Genomic DNA, 20,124 nt, shown 5'->3' with positions numbered 1-20,124 from the left:
GGGTGGTGATGTTCCTGCAAAGAACACCACACACCCAACCAGGAAGTCATAACTGGTTAATGATGCTCGGCTCAAACCCTTACCCAACGAGACACTCTGTGTCGACCGTTGATAAAGAGTCGCTGAGTGTGGAATCTCAACTTGAGGAGTAGAACATATGCTAATGGCACAAGGAACAAGCTTGTTAGCGTAGAAAATATCAAACCTCCAATAATGGCGATGGCCATTGGGGAATAGGGTGGACCATCGCCGCCTATCCGTGTAGTGCCAATTGCTAGCGGAATTAGCCCCAAGACAGTGGTAGCAACTGTCATCAAGATAGGTCGAATACGGGTTACACACCCTTCAACAACGGCTTCGTATAAAGAAAGTCCTTCATTGACCAGTTGATTTATTCTGTCTACTAAGACAATGCCATTATTCACAACAATGCCCATTAAAATAAGCATACCGATCATACCCATTACAGACATTGAGGTGCCAGTTATCATAAAGGCCCAAAATACGCCGGTAAATGAAAACAACAGCGAGGTGATAACCGAGGTAGGCAGAATTAATGATTCAAACAGAGCAGCCATAACCACATAAATCATGCATAGCGCCAAAAGCATATTCATTTGCATCACAGCATTTGCCTCGCTTTGACGAGAAAAGCTTCCATCTAACGTCCATTTGTATCCCGTGGGCAAAGCAATATTCTCAAGAGCTTTTTCTATCTTCATTCGAGCTTCTTCAACGGTAGTCTCACCCTCAAGGTTAGCGCCAATGGCCAGTGAGGTTTGACGATAGCTGCGGTTAATTTGAGACAGCTGTGGCTTAATTTCAAAATCGGCAATCATATTAAGGGTGACAGATTGGTTTTGTGAAAAGCCGATGTGGATATTTTTAAGCTCGCTCAACGAGGACTGAATATCATTTCCGTACTTGAGCTGCACATTAACTTCACCCGTATCCCCGTATCTAAAAGTTCTTAGGTTGTTGCCGCGCAATGCGGTAGCCACTACGTTTGCAACGTCATTAATGCCAATGCCAAAACGGTTTGCTTTTTCCCTATTAATACGAATTTGTACTTCGTCTCGGGTAGACCCCGTATCTGCTTTTACGTCTTTTAATCCCTCAATTTTTGCGATTATCGGCACAAGCTCTTTCGAAATAGTCATAAGCTGCTCTGACGATTCACCTAAAAGCGTAACCTGAATCCCCCCCCCGCTGCCGCTGTCCCACTGAAATGTAGGTCTGGCTCTTACAAATGACGGCATAGATTCTCTTATGTCCTGTTTTATTGCGCTTACAGGCACAGGAAGTTCGTCATTCAATGTTAAGCCGCTTATTGCGTAGCCCGGTGTGAAATAGGTATACACCTGCTTAATATGAAAGCGCTCTTGGTTGTCATATAAATAGGCTTCCATTTTTTCTACTGTGCTCTCAACTTCAGATAGCGTGTAGTTTTGGGTCATGTGGTAGTTGAGCCAAATGCGCTCTTGGTTGTTATTACCGTCGTCGTCTGAGGTAACGGCCTGCATGGGAATAACTGTTGAGGCGAGGATCGCGATGGCAATAAGCGATGTTTTTCCCTGATTGTTTAACACCCACGATAATACTTTACCGTAGCGTCTAATATACCCTGCGGGCGCCGAATGTCTTACAACTGGAATTTTTACCTTGGTCGTTAAGAGAGGAATAAGCGTTTTTGCGATAAACAAAGAAGCGAATAGTGATATACAGATCGCAACAGCCACGTGCTCTAAAAATATAGTGACATCAATTTTAACGCCAATTATATTCGGCAAAAAGACAATGGCCGTTGTCGCGGTACCCGCAATTACGGCTAAACTCACTTTGTTTACGCCAGTTTGGGTGGCATAGGAAACATCACTGCTTTGCTGACGTTCTTGAAAGATACTCTCGGTAATCACTACCGCATTGTCAACTAACATGCCTACGGCTAACATCAGGCCCATCAAAGAAAGAATGTTAAGTGTGTAACCTAATAGATACATCACACCCAGCGCTATGCAGATAGAAAAAGGCACAGACAGCACCACTATGATAGTGGTGACAAACTGCCGTAAAAACATAAACAGAACAATTACCGAGAGCAGGGCACCTAATAATCCCGCACTTAGCAAGTCACTCAAGGATGACGTCACGCTTTTAGCCGTATCATCCATAACAAAAAGGTTGATTCCCGCAAACTCTGGGTCGCTTTTTGCCAGTTCTATCACCTTCATTACAGCATTAGATACTTCAACGAGGTTACTACCTGATTCTCTAAAAACGTTGAAACCTACGGCAAAGCTTCTATCTAAATGACGACCTTCGTTTCGCAGGGGCAATTCGTAGCGTACCTCTGCAACATCCGATAAGCGAATATTTGGTTGGATCCACATTTGTTCAAAGTCGCTGATGTCATCAAATTCACCCTTCGGGTTAACCAATATCTTTTCGCCCTCATTATTCATATAGCCAGCCGTGAGGGAAAAGTTTGCGCTTTGCAGCTTTTGCACTAATTCAGTATTGTTAATGCGATATGCGGCCAACTTTTTGGGGTCAAGCCTTATACTAATTTGGCGCTTCATAGTGCCATAAAGCTCAACCCTAGAAACCCCAGCCACTCGCTCCAGAGGTCGCTTTAGATTGCGTTCTAGTAAGTCGTAGGCGTTTGACAGATCTCGATCGCTGGAGACGCGAAGCTGAAAAATGGGCATATCATTAGTATTGAATTTGTAAACCATGATGCGTTCGATATCAGCGGGAAGTTCATCTCTAATTGCATCCACTTTTTCTCTCGCTTCAATACTTTTCGCTTTGAGATTTTCATCCCAATCAAACTCAACCACGATTTCTGCTTTATTATCATAAGAGCGTGCCCGCAAACGTTTAATGCCAGACATTGTAGCTATGGCAGCTTCAACGGGGCGGGTGATCATGGTTTCTACCTCGATGGGCGTTGCATCGGGGTAGGGGATCTCAATCACCATCTCAGGAATATCAATGCCTGGGAACTTCTCAAGGGGTAAAAGCCTTGATGATACCAACCCAAAGAGAAGCATGGAGAAAAATAGCATACCTATAGTAACTGGCTTGTTAAGCGCAAATCGCGCCAGTGCGGCACCTAAACCCTGTACTTTACCTTTTTGAGCAGGATGTTGTTTGGAGTGCTTCATAGCGAACCTCCATCCAAGACTTCCTGAGTGTTTTGCGGTGCAGTTTTTATGCTAGAAAGTGTCTCTTTGTTATCGAACAAGCTGTAAAGCACCGGTAAGAGAATTAAGGTCAGTAAACTCGCGAATAGTAAGCCAAAAATAACGGTAATTGCCATGGGTGTTCTTATTTCAGCACCCTCACCATAGCCTAAGGCCATAGGGAGCAAACCTAAGACGGTGGTGAGTGTGGTCATAACAATTGGACGTAATCGGGTTTTCGCTGCCTCAATAATTGCTGCGTGTTTGTCTATACCGTTGCGTCGAAGCTGATTAATACGGTCGACCAATACAATGGCGTTATTAACCACAATGCCACAAAGCATAATTAGCCCGATAAAAACCACCACACTTAAGGGCGTGTCGGTTAACCACAATCCGTAAACTGAACCTGCTCCTGCAAGGGGAACTGCAAACAAAATAAGCAGCGGGTGTAGCAAAGATTCAAACTGTGACGCCATAACCAAATACACCATGAAAACAGCGAGTGCGAGGGCAAATTGCAGCGAGCGGAAGCTGTTCTGCATATCTTCACTTTGACCAGCGATAGTAGCACTTAGCGATAAGGGTAATTGAGTATCGTTAAGCACAGATTCGGCTACTAACACTGCCTTATCCAATTTACCTTCGGCGACATTCGCTGTTACTAATGCCACTCGCTGTTGACCTACGCGAGTAATTTCGCTTGGCCCTACACTCATAAATACATCGGCAACCGCGCTGAGAGGTATTGGCTGAGTAGAGCGGGGATTAATCACTATGGCTCGTATTCCGGCGATATTATTGCGCTGGCTCTCTTTTGTTCTAACCAGAACATCTACTTTTCTGTCTTCAATACTGTATTGGGTAGCCACGCTGCCACCCACTTTCGCTGCAATTAACTGAGATACAGAAGCGGCATCTAAGTTGAGGCGGGCAAGTTTAGCGTGATCAAACTCTATTTTAAGCTCAGGATTACCATCGCGAATGCTAGTGGTGACATCTGCAAAATTGCTGAAGCTCGCCAGCTTAATAGCAATCGCATCGCCATACTCTTTAAGTTGATTTAAATCATAACCAGTTATTTCAATTTGAACGGGAGATGAAAAACTAAACAGTTCAGGCTCTGAAAATACAGACTCTATGTTAGGACGGGTAGTCAAGTAGCTACGCAGAGACTCTTGAACGTTTTGTATATCTGCACTTGTCGCATCGGCTCCCATGACGACATTTAATCGGCCCCAGTGGTCTCCACCCTGATTAGGCGCTGCACTTACCAAGCTGCCGGTGCCAGACATAGCGTAGGTGCGAAGCACCTTGGTATTATTTTCGTTATCGTCAGCAGTTCCGCCAGTGCTTTTTAACGCAGCGGCGGCTAGCATATTCAGTTCTTCGTCGGTTTTATACAAAGGCGTACCTGCAGGAAGGGCAATCTCAACAGAAAATTCGCCCTGTGACATAGTAGGAATGAGTTCCATGCCTAATTGAGGTACGAGTAATGCGCCACCAGCGGCTACTGCCAGAGTAACGCCTAATATGGCTGAGCGAGCGCGCAAGCTTGCATGAAGCACCACCTCATACGCTCTAGCAATGCCATCGAATCCTTTTGAGAACACCCATATAAAGGGCTTAAATAACACTGACAACAGCTTACTAGCAATGTGCCACGCACCAATTAATAACGTAACCAAAGCAGCAGGTAAAAACACAAAAATGAATTTTACTAGCGCATTGATAGGCCATGTTACATAGAAAAATAGTTTTCCTAAAAAGCTAACAGGTGGGGTTTTTGGCTTTTTAGTTGGTGCATCAAAGGTGTCTTGGTGACTGAGTTGTTGCTGCTTTTTACGACGGGCCATTGCTGGAATTATCGTAAGCGCTACTACAAGAGATGCCGCTAGCGCAAATGACACCGTAAGAGCCTGGTCTCGAAAAAGCTGACCAGCGATACCCTCAACAAAAATGAGAGGAACAAATACCGCCATTGTGGTTAATGTAGAAGCGATGATAGCGCCAGAAACTTCTTTTGTACCCGTTGAAGCTGGCTCTAGTAGTGACTCATTTTGCTGTGAAATTGCGTTGCCCGGCGTATCATCGAGTTCGCTATCTAAAGCGCGTTTATGGCGACGGTGACGGTCTATATTTTCGAGCACTACAATACTGTTATCAACTAACAAACCAACAGCCAACGCAATACCGCCCAAGCTCATCATATTAAGGCTTATATCGTTTGCATACATCAAGTTAAAGGTAGCGATAACAGACACGGGAATGGATACCGAAATAATTACAGTAGCCCAAAAATCTTTAAGAAATAAATAAAGTACGAGCATTGCTAATATTCCGCCAGCAACGGCAGCTGATTTTACGTTGTCTATGGCTTGCTTTATGAAAATGCTTTGGTCGTAAGTTTGTGTGAGTGCGTAGTTCGGCGGAAGGGCGTCTTGAATTTCTGCGATGCGGCTGGCCACCTTTGCAGCAACGTCTACAGAATTGGCGTCACCTTCTTTATAAATGGCAATTTCTACGCCTTCTGTACCGTTAAAACGCGTAATTACGTCTCTGTCTTTATAAGCGCTTCGAACAAGGGCAATGTCTTTAAGCTGAATATTACGTCCTTCAGACCGGCCCACAAAAAGGTTATTTATTTCGTCTAAACTTTCAAACTGATTGAGAGTTCTCACCAAAAACGCCTGCGAGGCATTGTCAATTCTTCCTCCCGCAGCATTTACGTTTTCAGCTTTTATTCGCGCAATTACATCCGTAATAGGTATAGACAGTTGGCTGGCTTTACGCTGATCGATAAGAATATGAATTTCATTTTCCAAGCCACCGCCTAAACGCACAGCCGCAATGCCTTCTACAGACTCTAACGCTCTTTTTATCTGCTGCTCTGCATATAAACGTAAGCGTTTCATTTCGTTTTCAGATAAGTTCTCTGAATCTGTGGTTAGCCCCAATTTTATAACGGGATCTAAGCTAGGGTTAAAACGCAAAAGCCTTGGCTTTTCAATGTCTAGTGGAAGCCTTAATACATCTAACTTTTCTCGAACCTCTAAACTGGCAAAGTCCATTTCGGTGCCCCACGCAAAGGACAAAACAACATCAGATTGTCCCGCACGAGATGTGGACGTGATTTTACGTACGCCTTTCACAACACCAACGGCCTCTTCAATGGGTTTAGATACCAGTTGCTCAATTTCAGCGGGCGCGGCCCCATCGTAATCGGTACGAATGGTTAAAGTGGGATAGGATAAATCTGGCAGCAAGTTTACCGACAACCGGCCTAGCGACACCATGCCAAATAGCAATACAGCAAAGGTGAACATAGACACGGCAACAGGGCGTTTAACAGCAATATCGACGATGCGCATAATAATATTTCCTTATTTTCGCAAATTTAGCTGTTAACAACTTCAACAGGCGCACTATCTTTCAGGTTTTGATGACCAGCGGTAACAACCTGCTCGTTCCCCAATAACCCGTCGGTAACCTCGACAACGTCGTTGTTTTCAAACCCGGTAGTTACATTAACTTTTTTTACAACGCCGTTGTCGACGACAAAAACACTGTGGCTATTATCGATAGTAACCAGAGCACGACGAGGAACAAGTGTGGTATTGGCGTGAGTGGCATATTCTAATGATACGTCGGTGAACATGCCTGCTTTCAACGTATTGTCGCCATTTGGGACTCTTAGCGTCACTTTGAATGTGCCGGTGGCAGAGTCGATAACCGGACTAATTCTTTCTACATGTGCCGTTATCTCTTGGTCTTTAAGAGCAGAGACAGTAAGTTTTGCCACCTGTCCTTGAGACACATTAGTAAGCTCGTTTTCTGGTAGATAGACTACGCCCTGCAAGTCTTTCTGCTGCACTATATGAAACATTCTTTCACGTTGAAAAGACTCGGTTAAATTGCCTACTTTTGCATTTCTAGAGGCTATAAAACCACTGATGGGCGCAACAATCGTGGTTTCTTTTAAATCGAGTTCCGCTATAGATACCGAAGCTTTGACCGATTCATACTGGGCATTAAGCTTGTCGTAGGTATCGTCGCTTATAAGTTTCTGAGAGTAGACTTTATTCACCCGTTCAAGCTCGCTCTCAATGCCGGCTAAATCTGCTTTCGCTTTGGATAGATTGAGCTCGTAGCGGCGTTTGTCGAGCTGAGCTAACGCTTGTCCTTTTTCTACGTAATCACCTTCTTCAACAAAAATTGATTCAATAATTCCAGACGCTCGTGCAGACACAAAGGCTTCTTCTCTAGCCTCTAAAATAGCAGTGGTATCATAAGTAGAAGTGATGTTGCCTGTTTTTAAATGAGTCGCTTCAACAGGTACCGCAAAGACGGTCTCTTCTACCTTTTCGGCGTTTGCCTTTGTATCAACGGCATCCGCTTCTGAGCAACCTGTTGCCAATAATGCCAGTGCAATTAATGTGCTGCCGATGAGCGTATAGCGTAAAGAAAACGAGGGGGTAACTGAATAGTTAGATGTGGGGGTAGATGAAAAGTCTTGTGTGTGTTCCATGGTCAATGCCCTAACGTTGTTGTCGTTATGTCGTAATGACCGGTTAGAGCAGTTAACGTGCCAGTAAGTATTTGTCTTTATTTATCAATGCTTTACTGTTATTTGAGCGGTGAAATTAAAAAGGCCAACGCTTTAAGTTAGCCCTTTTTTAAATTTGTTAGTCAATATTGCTAAACTAAGGCGTATTACACCAAAGTATATGTTGATAATATGCCTAGAGAGGAGTGTACAACCGATTTCTATTCTACCAGTGAATAGCTGGTGGTGATATTGACACTGTCTTTAAGCATTAACATGACTGAACAATATTTTTCTGCAGAAAGTTGAACTGCTCTCGCTAGAGCTTTATCGGTAATGCCTGTACCCGATACAACATAATGCGCGTGAACTTGTTCGAATACACGAGGAGCCTCATCTGCACGTTTTGCTTCTAGCTTGCACTCGCAAGCGGTAATATCAAAACGGCCTTTTTTTAATATTTCGACAACATCTACGCTAGAGCAAGCTCCCATAGCTACCAAAACTGACTCCATTGGAGAGACAGCGTTACCACTGCCGTCCATAACCGTACTGTAGCCACTGTCCGTTGTGCCGGTAAATGTTAGGTCTTTATCCCATGAAACATGTGCTTTCATTATCGATCCTAAATGTTGTAATTAACGCGGTGCGTGCAAAATTCTTTGCTATTAGCACTGATGCTTAGTCGTTTTTGTTTAACCGTATTGCATCAGCACTGATCGTTATTTTCTTTTGTTTATACAAAGCGCCTAAGGCCTTTTTGTAAGCAGCTTTGCTTACGTTGAAATGACTGTAAATATCATTAGGCGCGCTTTTATCGGTAAGGGTTGAAATACCACCATGAGCGTCTAGATCATCAAGAATGGCCTGCTGCAGTTCATCACGTGCGCTTTTATCTATGCGCTGAAGAACAACATCAATTTTTCCATCTTCGCGGATAGTTTTTATAACGCCTGATGTTGCTTGTCCCACCTTCAATGGTTTGAACGCATCGCTGTGGAAGATAAGCCCCAAGTTTTTCTCGTTTATAACAACTTTGAACCCTAAATCGGTTTTCGCATAAACAAGACACTCTACGCTGTCGCCTTCATTTAAGTAGGCACTGCTTTCTTTGAGAAAATAATGCAGCTTTGTTGCACCCAAGATGCGCTGTGTTTTGTTGTCAAAAAACGTGTGAACAACGTAGTTCATTCCCGCGCTAACCGGCTCTGCCTGGTAATCATCTGGCACAAGTAGGTCGTTATCTAAGCCCCAATCAAAGAATGCACCAAAATTAGTTGCCGACACAGCCTTTAACACTTTTACTTCGCCAACCTGAATCAATGGTTTTTTTACCGTAGCGTAAGCTTCGCCCCGTTGATCTGTAGCAACAAATACCTCTATTTCAGCATTGGTCTCTAAAGGTGTTGTTACCTCATCAAGAGGAAGCGTTACCGTATCGTTAGCACCTAGTGTGTAAGCTTGCGAGTCAAAATTAGCCGCCGACGATATACTGTCATGACGGTCGCTCTCATAACCATTATCTTGAGCGCCATTATCTTGAAATACTTTGCTTTCTGCTTCATCGGCGACGGTATTTTCACTGCGCTCTAGCGCTGCTAACGCATACCCAAAAGGGTACTGTGCAACGACGCGCAATGTATTAATTTTTCCAATATTTATCATTAACACTGACTTTTTTAATAGAACAGGTAACATGATATCGGATTGAGGTTAAGAGCTAAACCATTATGAAGTTAAATTGCGATTTAGGTGAAAGTTTTGGCGCGTGGTCGATGCCGGTTGAGCGCGATATTATGTCTGAAATAGACCAGGCAAATATCGCTTGCGGCTTTCACGCGGGTGACCCCTTGGTAATGAAAGCTGCGTTAGACATTGCTAAAGCACATAATGTAAGTGTAGGAGCTCATCCATCCTACCCAGATTTACAAGGCTTCGGTCGTCGAAGTATGGCTATGCAAGCTAATGAACTCACGGCCTGTATTCAATATCAGGTGAGCGCTCTCATTGGTATGGCAGATATTGTTGGCACTACAGTAGATTATGTAAAGCCCCACGGTGCTTTATACAACGACATGATGAAAGATGCCGACGTACGCAAAACGGTCATGAAGAGCGTTGTTGTTATAGGGCAGGGTAAAATTCCTCTCATGGTTCAGGCAACCTCACAAAACGACTTGATTTATGATGAAGCGCAGGCGCTTGGCTTGAGTCTTTTGTTTGAAGCATTTTCAGATAGACGCTACACAGACGACGGGCTTCTGCAGTCTCGTCACATACCCGGTGCAGTGTTGCATGAACAAGAAGCATTAGAACAAGCTAAACAACTCATCGAACATCACTCAGTCACTACCGCATCGGGAGCGACACTGCATTTACAGGCCGATAGCTTGTGCGTGCATGGCGATACTGCCGGTGCTGTAGATATAGCTCGGCAAATAAGAGCCTTTCTGTGAGCAAAATAAGGATATCTTCATGCAACCCTTTGGCAGTATAAGGCAGCTTGTTCCGGTAGGTGCAGATGCCATTATGTTGTATTTTTCCGGTGACTCTCTAGAGCAGGCAAACTCTGCCTGTCAGCAGTGGTTACACATGTTGGACAGCTTTGCATCAAAAGCGGGTAACTCTTGGGTTGTTGAGTGCGTGCCTTCCTACGACAGTTTGCTTATTGTTTTCGATATAGAACAGGTTGATAGCCATTTTGTTTATCATTCACTTCAACAGTGGCAAACGCGATTACATAACCAAAACAATGACGATTATCAAAAAGCGATTAAGCGACATACACTGCCAGTTTGGTATGGCGCCAAGGCAGCGAACGACTTAGACGAAGTGAGTCGTAAAACATCACTTCAGAAAGAGGATATCATAGCGCTCCACACCAGCATGGAGTTCAAAGTCTATGCCGTTGGGTTCGCACCTGGTTTTGCGTATATGGGAGAACTTCCAAAAGCGTTACAATGTGCAAGGCTAGCTTCACCAAGAAAGAAAGTTCCCAAAGGGGCAGTAGCAATTGCCGACCGTCAAACGGCCGTGTATCCCAGTGATTCTCCTGGCGGTTGGAATTTATTGGGCTTATGCCCTGTACCCATGGTTGGCGAGAATAATATTCCCTTACTCAGTGCGGGCGATATCGTTACTTTTAGCTCTATAACAGAAAGTGAGTTTGTTGATTATCATGCAGGTTGAAGTTATCTCTAAGGGCCTTTTCAGCCTCATTGTTGATGAAGGAAGAAAAGGCAAGCAGCGCCAGGGCTTTTCTCAGTCGGGTCCAATGGATACGATTGCTTTCCATTGGGCAAATTTTCTCGCTCACAATGAAGATAATACGCCCTGTTTAGAGATTATGGGAAACATGTCTTTGCGTTTCAGCGAGGCCTGCGTGATCGCTGCCACAGGTAGGCAAGTAAAGCTGAAGGTAAACGGTAGCGCACAGCCCGTCTACAGAACCACATTTGTGGAAAAAAATGACATTGTTGATGTCTCTAGTGAGTGTTTGGGCTGCAAAGTTTATTTAAGTATTTTAGGCCAATGGCAAGTATCTAAAAGTGCTGGCAGTGCCTGCACAGTGGTGCGTGAGTCGCTTGGTGGTATTCATGGAAATGGACAAGTGCTTCAAGATTCAGATGTTATTGAAATTGTTTCAATCGCAGAATTAAATTTTAAAAACCTCAATCTAAGAGAGCTACCGGTAGAAAAGCGTTTCAATTACCAAGCAAACACTCCTTTTAAAGTAATAAAGGGTTATCAAGAGGCCTTTTTTAGTGACGTATGTAAACGGATTTTCACTAATAGTATCTATACGGTTAGCCCGTCGATAGATAGAATGGGGTATCGATTAACGGGAGAGGGTGTAGCGTCATCTTTAAGCACCATGCGCTCTGAAGCTATTCATATCGGTGCTATACAAGTGCCTCCCGATGGGCAACCAATAATTATGATGCGAGATAGACAGACGTTGGGAGGATATCCAAAACTAGGCTGTTTAAACCCGCTTGACGTAAGTCGATTGGCGCAGCAAGTGCCCGGCGAGCAAATCTCTTTTGTTTTTCAAGATAACGAAGAGGCTAGGGCATCGGTGTTGTTGTTCCAACGGCAACTGCATCAATTAAAAAGAGAATTAGCATGACAATTGCATTTTTAAATGGTGAATACCTTCCCCTCAGCGAAGCCAGAATTTCCCCAATGGACAGAGGCTTCTTGTTCGGTGACGGTATTTACGAAGTCATTCCTACCTATGCCGGGCAGCCGGTTGGCTTGAGCGGACATCTTACCCGACTGGCCAATGGTTTATCTGCTATCGAGATTGAAAACCCGTTCGATAATGTGCAATGGAAAGCTATTGTTCTTGAGTTAGCAGGAAAGAACGCTGATTTTATAGAGAGTAAGAATATTGGCGTGTACTTTCACGTGAGCCGTGGCACAGACGCTAAACGCCATCATGCTTATGCTAGCAATATCTCGCCTACCGTATTTGCATTTGCCTTTGAGATACCGCCACCACAACCAGAAGCTAAAGGTGATGTAAAAGGCTTTAAGGTAGCGCTAGAGGAAGACAAACGGTGGCAGCGTTGCCATATAAAGTCTACGTCTTTACTAGGCAACGTTATGCATTACCAGACAGGCGTTAAGGCTGGGGTGGATGAAACTATCTTATTTAACCAGCAAGGGCTGATAACCGAGGCCAGTTCATGCAACGTTTTTATGGTAAAAAATGGCATTATCACTACACCACCTTTAAATAACGAGTTACTACCGGGTATCACCCGACAAATCGCAATTGAGGCTTTTAAGCGCGCTCAACTGCCCGTTGAAGAAGATTGGTTTTCCAAGGAAGCGTTGTTAGAAGCTGACGAAGTTTGGCTTACGTCGTCTAGTAAAGAAGTTGCCCCAGTTATAGAAGTAGGTGGACATATTATTGGCGAAGGTAATGCAGGCCGCATGTGGGAAAAAGCGATTAAGGCTTATCATGCCTATAAGTTTATTGCCTAACATGCTTCTATATCAGGTATACCTTCATGTAAGCAGCTGCGACCTTTTGAACAGCCTGTATGAGGTTTGAATAAAAGAGCTGAGCACTAAAACACTAAAAAACCTGCCAATCAGCAGGTTTTTTTGTAATTATTCTCTAGCGCTTTAGCGCTCTGGCTAATTAGTACTGTAGCCGCGACTGAAGGGGGACGCTTAATCTACAGCGTCACAATTTCCGTCTGTACATTCGCCATACAGATAAAGACTATGGTGCGTAAGTTTGATGTTGTGCTGCTTTGCAACCATCTCTTGTCGCTGCTCTATAACGTCGTCTTCAAACTCAATGACTTTTCCACACTTCAAGCACACTAGATGATCGTGATGGTCTTTGTGGCTTATTTCAAAAACCGATTTTCCGCCTTCGAAGTGATGTCTATTGAGAATACCTGCATCGTCGAACTGATTGAGAACTCGATACACAGTGGCAAGACCAATCTCTTCGTCTTGATCTATCAAAATCTTGTACACATCTTCCGCACTTATGTGTTGATTATTTGGGTCTTGCAGAATTTGTAAAATTTTAAGGCGAGGTAGGGTGACTTTTAACCCAGCTCTTTTCAATTCTTTGTTTTGATCCATTACAACCTACTGAGAAAGTGTGAAAAACATTTGCACGTATTATAGGTAACTTGATGGGATTTTAAAGTAAAACTACGGTTTCTTTAAGTCAGCGAACGATTTTTGCACAGTAGGGAAATAAAAGTAATTCTCAGGATGAACCACGAGGGGATAAACTTTGTTGAGATCATGAAATAAGTGTCGGATAAAAAACGCAAATATGTAAAAAAGATATAAACTTTTGGTGCATTGAATTTACATACTGTTAAACTAGAATTGAAAGATTATTGTGACACTCCTTGCTTTTGTAGGGGGTATTCGTTGGATTCTATTATGCAGTTAACAATAATAAATAAAATAACATTAGGCTTTGGTCTTTTTGGGTGCTTACTCTTATTCACCAGTGTCTTATCCTACTTCGGACTCAACGATATACGCAAATATGCAGAAGATGTTGTTGAGCGCAAAATGCCAGAGCAAACTAGTATGGTGAGGGTAAAGACGGAAATTCTATCTTTATCTGTTATTACCGCTAACGGTTTTTACGTTGAAAACGCAACCGCATTTGAAAAAAATAAAGCGTTGTTCGATGAGTTATCTGTAGAGTTCACAGAAGATCTCAATAACCTCAAAGCACTGATGCCGTCTAATAAAGACGCCCAAAAAGCCATAGCAGACAGTCTTTATTATGTAGAAAGCAGCAACAACATGTATGCCGCTATAAAATCACGCATTCAAATCGAGTTTCAGCTTCAAAATCAACTTGAGCAAGTTCTTATGACGGCCGATGAGGCAAGTGCACTCATGTTAGATTTGTCGTATATAGATTCTGACGACCCTGGAATTGAAACTCTTATTGGCGCTGGTACTGCAATCGACAATAAGCTCCTGACAATGAACGATTCATTTATCGAGTTGGCGGGGTCAAATCGCTCTGAGGAAAGCTTGGGAATTATTGATGACTTGAACTATCAGCTTAGTAACCTGCAGGTAGATAAAGATTATATTAATCGCTTAGCCTCTAGCATTGACGATGGCGGTACGGTAAGCGCATTTAACGAGCAATACGACGCCTTGCTTGTAGCGGTAGACAAGCTTACCGATTTGCAAAAACAGAAGCTCGACAGCATTGAAAAAACCATCTCCGAAAGGGCCAACGCCAATGCATCGCTCAATACAGCACTAGAAGACATAAACAACTTATTTAAGCGGGTTCAGTCTCAAGCGCTAAGCGGACAAAATGCCATTTTAGAATCGGTTCAAACCAATCTTGTTAAAAATACCGTTGTGGCTATTTTTGGATTGATAACAGCAATAGTGCTTGCGGTGGTAGTGACGCGCAGCATATCAAAGCCTTTGGGGCGCATTAATCGCGGTTTGATTTTGTTGAGCAAAGGCGATCTAAGTCAAAAGTTATCAGAAGAGGGTAACGATGAGTTTTCCGCACTATCTGCCAAAGTAAATAGCCTTACAGATAGCTTGAGAGAGCTGGTTGGCAATATTTTAGAGCAGGAAAAGCGCTTAATTGAAATAGCCAAAGAGAGCGTAGAGCTTGGAGACAAGAGCCTTGCCGACGTTGATGAACAAAGAGAGCAGGTAACGGTAACGTCTACCAATACGCTTAACGTTCAAGATAAAAGCCGTAGTAACCTGAAGCAAATCAATCAGGCCATGGAAGCGTTACGCAATATTACAAAGCAAAGCCAGGATATTGGACACTTGGTAGAGCGCAACCGTCTGCAAGTGGATAATCAAGCGAAACAGGCAGAATCGTCAGCACAAATCATTGGGCGTCTAGATGAGAACTCCCGTTCTATTGGTAGCATTCTTGATGTTATTAAAACCATTGCAGAACAAACAAATTTGTTGGCGCTCAATGCTGCTATTGAAGCGGCAAGGGCGGGGGAGCAAGGTCGCGGATTCGCCGTTGTTGCTGATGAGGTTAGAACGTTAGCAAATAGAACCCATGATTCAACAGAAGAAATTGAGCAGATGATTGGGAATTTACAAAAAGATGCTGCTGAAGCCGTTAAAGCCATCAAGTTTGGAAGAGAGCAAGCCAGAGATGGCGTTGAAATAACCCATCAGGTTGCTGAGCAGGTAAGAAATATTCGCGAAATAATAGAGCAGTTGAGCAATATTAACGAGCATATTGTCACCGACACAGAGCAACAAGACGTGCTGCTTGCCGATGTTGCAGAAAGCTTGAATACCATAGTGAACTTAGCCGACTCCAGTGCCCAAAGTACACGGCAGTCTAACGAGTCTACAATGAAGCTCGATGCACAAACAGAAAGTTTACGAAAAGCGGTAGAGCGCTTTCAGCTGTAACAAAAAACCGCTCAAATGAGCGGTTTTAGTATCTTGCGGGGCGTTATTGTAAGCGTTATGCAAGCTCTGCTAGACAAAGCTCATCATGTATTTGTTTACACCAAGCTTTAACGCGTGAGTCTGTTAACTCAGGCTGTCTATCTTCGTCAATGCCTAGACCGACAAAATGATTGTCGTCTGCTAAACCCTTAGATGCCTCAAAGTCGTAGCCATCGGTAGACCATTGACCAACAAGGATAGCCCCTTTCGCTTCTACTATATCGCGAACCATGCCCATGGCATCAAGGAAATACTCAGCGTAATCTTCTTGATCGCCGCAGCCAAAAATAGCTACAAGCTTGTCGTTAAAGTCGATATTTTCAAGCTCTGGGAAGAAGTCATCCCAGTCGCATTGCGCTTCACCATAGTACCAGGTTGGTATGCCAAAAATCAGTAGATCAAATTCGGCAATGTCCTCTTTGCTACTTTTAGCAATATCTTTAACGTCAATGAGTTGCTTACCTAATTCTTTTTGAATCATCTTCGCGACATGTTCGGTGTTACCCGTGTCGCTACCAAAAAATAGGCCAACGCTCGCCATATCAAACCTCTATTAATCGTTACTGTCTATTTAAACGCCTGAATTAAGCCAGAACCATTCGATGATACCCTTGGCTAGAAACCCAATAGCACCCAGACCAAGCACACCGTAGGTTACTACTCTGCCAATGAGAGGAACATCGTTCTTACGCAGCACATCATGAACGGCAAACCCCATCAACCCAAAAAGAATTGAAAGGCCGCCATACAACATAATGGACTCAATTAGTTCGTAGTTTTCTGCAAGCATAGTGTCGTTTATCAAAAATTTCTGGCGCAACTATACCACAGTATCTGAGTGTGTGAGAGACCCAAATATTCAAAAAAATGTAATAGTGCGCAATGCTTTAACCGCTGTAAGTTGTCTTAGCGATGTTTTGCAAACTGTGTTTCAAAAATCCAACGATTCTGTGACATTGATTTTACAAGGCCACTCTATAAAACCCTTTCTACCACGGCGTTAAAAACAGAGGGCTTCTCTGCGTGTAGCCAATGCCCAACACCATCAATAATATGCGCTTTTGCGTTCGGAAAATAGCGAGCTATATCGTCTTTATATTCGCTGATAATATAGTCGGATTTCGCTCCTTTAATAAATAATGTTGTGCCTGTAAATTGACTGTCTACCGGTTGCCAGTTGATTATCTTAGGGTAACTCTGAATTAGGCCTTTTAGGTTAAACTTCCACGCCCAATCGCCATTCTCTTTTCGATATAAACTTTTAAGCAGAAACTGTCTCACCCCAGCTTCTTTGATAACCGTAGCCATGGCGCTATCAGCATCTCTTCTAGTGGTTAAGGAAGCGAGGTCTACCGCATTTAACCCGTCGAATATAGTTTGATGTCTGTGGGAGTAGGCTACCGGTGCAATGTCAGCAACAATTAAATGACTCACACAAGTAGGGTATTTGAGCGCTAATTTCATAGCCACTTTGCCCCCAAGGGAATGGCCTAGAATTGCAAATGTTTTCACCGATATTTGATCGGCTATTTGTTTTACCGCCTCGGCTGCCGTTTCAATATCAAAGCCGTCTGTCCATTCAGATTCACCGTGATCTGGCAAATCAATGCTCACAATATTATGTTTGGCTTCGAAATGACGCTTAACAATGGCTAAATTGTCAGCGCTTCCAAACAGGCCGTGAATTAGAAAAAGCCATGAGTCTGAATGTTCGCAAGGAGTTAGTTTATAGTTAAGTTCCACACAATTTCCAATGTTACGAATATAGTCTAAATTATCAACGGGCCATAATTGCAAGTAGGCCGAGATATTAAAAAGATAAAAGCCTGCAGAGCAGGCTAAAATTGATAACGTTTTAATTTATCGAAAAGTTGTCGAGGCTTTGACCACCATCGAGTGCCTCTTTATACACTCTGGGCATTCTACCAATGCCTGTCCAAGGGTGCTCTGCACCATTGCTGTCCACAAGCTTGTATTTGATGGGACGCTTTTTACCTGTCTTTTTACCTGAGTCTTCTGTTAAAGCCTTTAGGTCATCAACATCAAGACCGGCTTCTTCCATCTGCCGTTTTATTGCAGCCAGTTTTTCTCTTTTTTCTTGGGCTTTTTTTTCTTCTTCAAGGGCTTTTTCTTTACGCTTATCTATAATATTGGATAACTTTTCTTGAACTGATTCAAGCTCACCAATACTTAATTCCTTAATCGCGCCTTGTAAACGTCTTCCGTGGGTTAAAATATCTAAAAATTCACTCATTTATTAACCTTAATACGTTGAAGATAATATGTAGAATATACGTTATGAATTTAGTTCACTAAACATTGTATTTTGACAGCGGTATTTTGCATATTCTTTGTAAAGTATACTACGAAAATTAAAATGAGCAGATTAGAATTCTCAAAATTAAGCGGTTTTCTGTAAATGAAATGCCTATAAAAATAGGTGTGTAGCAGGAAAAAGTAGAGAAAAAAGTAATTGAGAACGGCTGTCTTAGAAAGTAATGAAAATAGAAATCGCAAATTCAGCGTGCAAATTTGGTCTTAAAATGTCCGTACATTTTGTCGTGTCACCTTGATGTAAAACCACTATACCTGCGGTAACACGCCGCGATGACGAACATTTTAAGTTTCGCTGAGTGGGTAAGTATCTATGCACAATGGTATTGATTAAAAAAAAGCGGGCGCTTATAAAAAAGCTGCCCACTTTTATTGCGATTACGTTTGTTAATCAATAGTGGCTTTCATTCAAACAAAGACTAAAGCCACCCATGCATATTTCAGCCTTTACATATTGGGGTAATTTGGTCCACCTGCACCTTCTGGTACTACCCATCTAATGTTTTGACTAGGATCCTTGATGTCACACGTTTTACAGTGTACGCAGTTTTGTGCGTTAATTTGAAAACGCTTTTCACCCTCATCCTCAATTACTTCATAAACGCCGGCAGGGCAGTAACGCTGAGCAGGCTCCGCATATTTCGGTAAGTTTATTTGGATAGGAATTGAAGGATCTTTTAACTGTAAATGACAGGGCTGATCTTCTTCATGATTCGTGTTAGATAAGAATACAGAAGAGAGTTTATCAAAGCTTAGTACGCCATCGGGTTTGGGGTAATTAATTTCCTGCGTGTTACTCGCTTCTTTTAACTGAGCATAATCTTTATGCTCATCTTTCATGGTAAAGAATAAATTACCGTTGAAGAAGTTTTGCTCTAGAGTATTGAATGCACCACCCCAGAAATTACCCAGCTTATGAATAGCAGGGCCAAAGTTTCGAGAACGGAACAGTTCGTCGTAAACCCAAGAAGATTTAAATTTCTCGGTGAAGCTATTTAGCTCTTTTACCGGAGATTCGCTGTTTTCCTGAATCGCCTCAAAAATGCTTTCTGCTGCAAGCATGCCCGACTTCATCGCAGTATGATTACCCTTAATTTTTGCAAAATTGAGAGTACCTGCGTTACATCCAACCAGCAAACCACCTGGGAAGGTCATTTTAGGTAATGAGTTAAAACCGCCTTTTGCAATTGCGCGAGCACCATAAGATACCCTTTTACCGCCTTCCAAATATTGCTTAAAGACAGGGTGATGTTTAAGTCTTTGGAATTCGTCAAATGGACTTAGATACGGGTTGTCGTAATTTAAATCTACAATGAGCCCCACGAACACCTGATTATCTTCGGCGTGATACATGTAGCTTCCGCCAGTAGCCTCATCGAGTGGCCACCCTGCGCTGTGAACAACGAGTCCAGGCTGGTGTTTCGCTGGGTCTATATCCCAAATTTCTTTAAAGCCTATTGCATAGTGCTGGGGGGAGCTGTCTTTATCCAAGTTGAATTTAGAAATGAGCTCTTTGCCGAGGTGTCCTCTGCAGCCCTCTGCGAAAACAGTGTACTTTGCTCTTAGCTCCATACCTGGCATGTAGCCATCTTTTTGCTCACCATTTTCTCCAACACCCATATCGCCGGTAATAACACCGCCAACACTGCCGTCTTCGTTATAAATAACATCTGCAGCTGCAAAGCCAGGGAATACTTCAACACCTAGCTGTTCGGCTTGTTCTGCAAGCCATCGACAAACATTACCCATAGACACAATGTAATTACCGTCGTTGTGCATAGTTTTAGGTGTAATACCGTTGGGTAGCTTTTTAGCCGAGTTCTCATCATTTAAAAGATAAATGTGGTCTTCGGTAACTGGGGTGTTGAGCGGTGCACCCTTTTCCTTCCAATCAGGAAACAGTTCATTAATAGCGCGAGGTTCAAAAACGGCGCCGGAGAGAATATGTGCACCCACCTCGGAGCCTTTTTCGACTACGCAAACCATCAGTTCTTGGTCGTTCTCGTTGGCAAGCTGCATTAGCTTGCAAGCAGTTGATAATCCAGCTGGGCCGGCACCGACGATGACTACGTCAAACTCCATCGATTCTCGTTCCACGGG

16 protein-coding genes are annotated in these 20,124 nt (G+C 43.1%); 5 read left to right on the top strand and 11 right to left on the bottom strand.

What is annotated here, in order from left to right:
- Nucleotides 1–71: 71 nt before the first annotated feature.
- The 5 genes from GTW09_RS01565 to GTW09_RS01545 all read right to left on the bottom strand — a co-directional run bounded on the left by GTW09_RS01565 (nucleotide 72) and on the right by GTW09_RS01545 (nucleotide 9,396).
- Nucleotides 72–3,167, bottom strand: a complete 3,096-nt coding sequence (locus GTW09_RS01565) for an efflux RND transporter permease subunit (RefSeq protein ID WP_163109453.1) — start codon at nucleotides 3,165–3,167, stop codon at nucleotides 72–74.
- Entirely contained in the window at nucleotides 3,164–6,556 is a 3,393-nt protein-coding gene (locus tag GTW09_RS01560; RefSeq protein WP_163109451.1) for an efflux RND transporter permease subunit, read from the bottom strand. Before GTW09_RS01560 ends, GTW09_RS01565 begins: the two co-directional genes overlap by 4 nt.
- 26 nt (nucleotides 6,557–6,582) lie before the next feature.
- Entirely contained in the window at nucleotides 6,583–7,713 is a 1,131-nt protein-coding gene (locus tag GTW09_RS01555; protein ID WP_163109449.1) for an efflux RND transporter periplasmic adaptor subunit, read from the bottom strand.
- A 239-nt stretch (nucleotides 7,714–7,952) separates the two neighbouring features.
- Nucleotides 7,953–8,348 carry an OsmC family protein gene (locus GTW09_RS01550; protein ID WP_163109447.1) on the bottom strand — a complete coding sequence of 132 codons (396 nt, stop codon included), beginning with the start codon at nucleotides 8,346–8,348 and terminating at the stop codon, nucleotides 7,953–7,955.
- Between the two features lie 64 nt (nucleotides 8,349–8,412).
- Entirely contained in the window at nucleotides 8,413–9,396 is a 984-nt protein-coding gene (locus tag GTW09_RS01545; protein ID WP_071979084.1) for a CvfB family protein, read from the bottom strand.
- 65 nt (nucleotides 9,397–9,461) lie between these two features.
- On the opposite strand from GTW09_RS01545, the gene GTW09_RS01540 reads away from it, so the two are divergent.
- The 4 genes from GTW09_RS01540 to GTW09_RS01525 are packed head-to-tail and all read left to right on the top strand — an operon-like array spanning nucleotide 9,462 to nucleotide 12,723.
- Complete coding sequence (locus GTW09_RS01540) at nucleotides 9,462–10,187, top strand: 5-oxoprolinase subunit PxpA (protein WP_163109445.1); 726 nt, start codon at nucleotides 9,462–9,464, stop codon at nucleotides 10,185–10,187.
- A 19-nt stretch (nucleotides 10,188–10,206) separates the two neighbouring features.
- A complete protein-coding gene (locus tag GTW09_RS01535; protein WP_163109443.1) occupies nucleotides 10,207–10,920 on the top strand; it encodes a 5-oxoprolinase subunit B family protein in 714 nt (237 codons plus the stop codon).
- A complete protein-coding gene (locus tag GTW09_RS01530; protein ID WP_163109942.1) occupies nucleotides 10,910–11,860 on the top strand; it encodes a 5-oxoprolinase subunit C family protein in 951 nt (316 codons plus the stop codon). The genes GTW09_RS01535 and GTW09_RS01530 overlap by 11 nt, the downstream gene beginning before the upstream one ends.
- Nucleotides 11,857–12,723, top strand: a complete 867-nt coding sequence (locus GTW09_RS01525; RefSeq protein ID WP_163109440.1) for an aminotransferase class IV — start codon at nucleotides 11,857–11,859, stop codon at nucleotides 12,721–12,723. The genes GTW09_RS01530 and GTW09_RS01525 overlap by 4 nt, the downstream gene beginning before the upstream one ends.
- Nucleotides 12,724–12,915: 192 nt before the next feature.
- Here the strand turns inward: GTW09_RS01525 and fur are convergent, their stop codons facing one another.
- Nucleotides 12,916–13,341, bottom strand: a complete 426-nt coding sequence (gene fur, locus GTW09_RS01520) for a ferric iron uptake transcriptional regulator (protein WP_071979079.1) — start codon at nucleotides 13,339–13,341, stop codon at nucleotides 12,916–12,918.
- A 312-nt stretch (nucleotides 13,342–13,653) separates the two neighbouring features.
- Here fur and GTW09_RS01515 point away from each other — a divergent pair, with 312 nt between their 5' ends.
- Nucleotides 13,654–15,651, top strand: coding sequence for a methyl-accepting chemotaxis protein (locus GTW09_RS01515; RefSeq protein ID WP_163109438.1), 1,998 nt, complete (start codon nucleotides 13,654–13,656; stop codon nucleotides 15,649–15,651).
- A gap of 55 nt (nucleotides 15,652–15,706) precedes the next feature.
- Here GTW09_RS01515 and fldA read toward each other — a convergent pair whose 3' ends face one another.
- From fldA to GTW09_RS01490, 5 genes are all read right to left on the bottom strand, one after another.
- The gene (gene fldA / locus GTW09_RS01510) at nucleotides 15,707–16,231 is read right to left on the bottom strand and encodes a flavodoxin FldA (protein WP_071979077.1); all 525 of its coding nucleotides are present in this window, start codon (nucleotides 16,229–16,231) and stop codon (nucleotides 15,707–15,709) included.
- Between the two features lie 30 nt (nucleotides 16,232–16,261).
- Entirely contained in the window at nucleotides 16,262–16,480 is a 219-nt protein-coding gene (locus tag GTW09_RS01505) for a DUF2788 domain-containing protein (protein ID WP_163109941.1), read from the bottom strand.
- Between the two features lie 185 nt (nucleotides 16,481–16,665).
- Nucleotides 16,666–17,433: an alpha/beta fold hydrolase gene (locus tag GTW09_RS01500; RefSeq protein ID WP_163109436.1), complete on the bottom strand. Its 768-nt coding sequence runs from the start codon at nucleotides 17,431–17,433 to the stop codon at nucleotides 16,666–16,668.
- 112 nt (nucleotides 17,434–17,545) lie between these two features.
- The gene (locus tag GTW09_RS01495; protein ID WP_163109434.1) at nucleotides 17,546–17,944 is read right to left on the bottom strand and encodes an H-NS histone family protein; all 399 of its coding nucleotides are present in this window, start codon (nucleotides 17,942–17,944) and stop codon (nucleotides 17,546–17,548) included.
- 527 nt (nucleotides 17,945–18,471) lie between these two features.
- Entirely contained in the window at nucleotides 18,472–20,121 is a 1,650-nt protein-coding gene (locus GTW09_RS01490) for an electron transfer flavoprotein-ubiquinone oxidoreductase (RefSeq protein ID WP_071979073.1), read from the bottom strand.
- Nucleotides 20,122–20,124 lie beyond the last annotated feature (3 nt).

Origin of the sequence: Alteromonas hispanica, from assembly GCF_010500915.1 — a bacterium.
In the GTDB taxonomy this organism is placed as follows: Bacteria; Pseudomonadota; Gammaproteobacteria; order Enterobacterales; family Alteromonadaceae; genus Alteromonas; species Alteromonas hispanica.
This window is presented reverse-complemented; position numbering and strand designations above follow the sequence as displayed.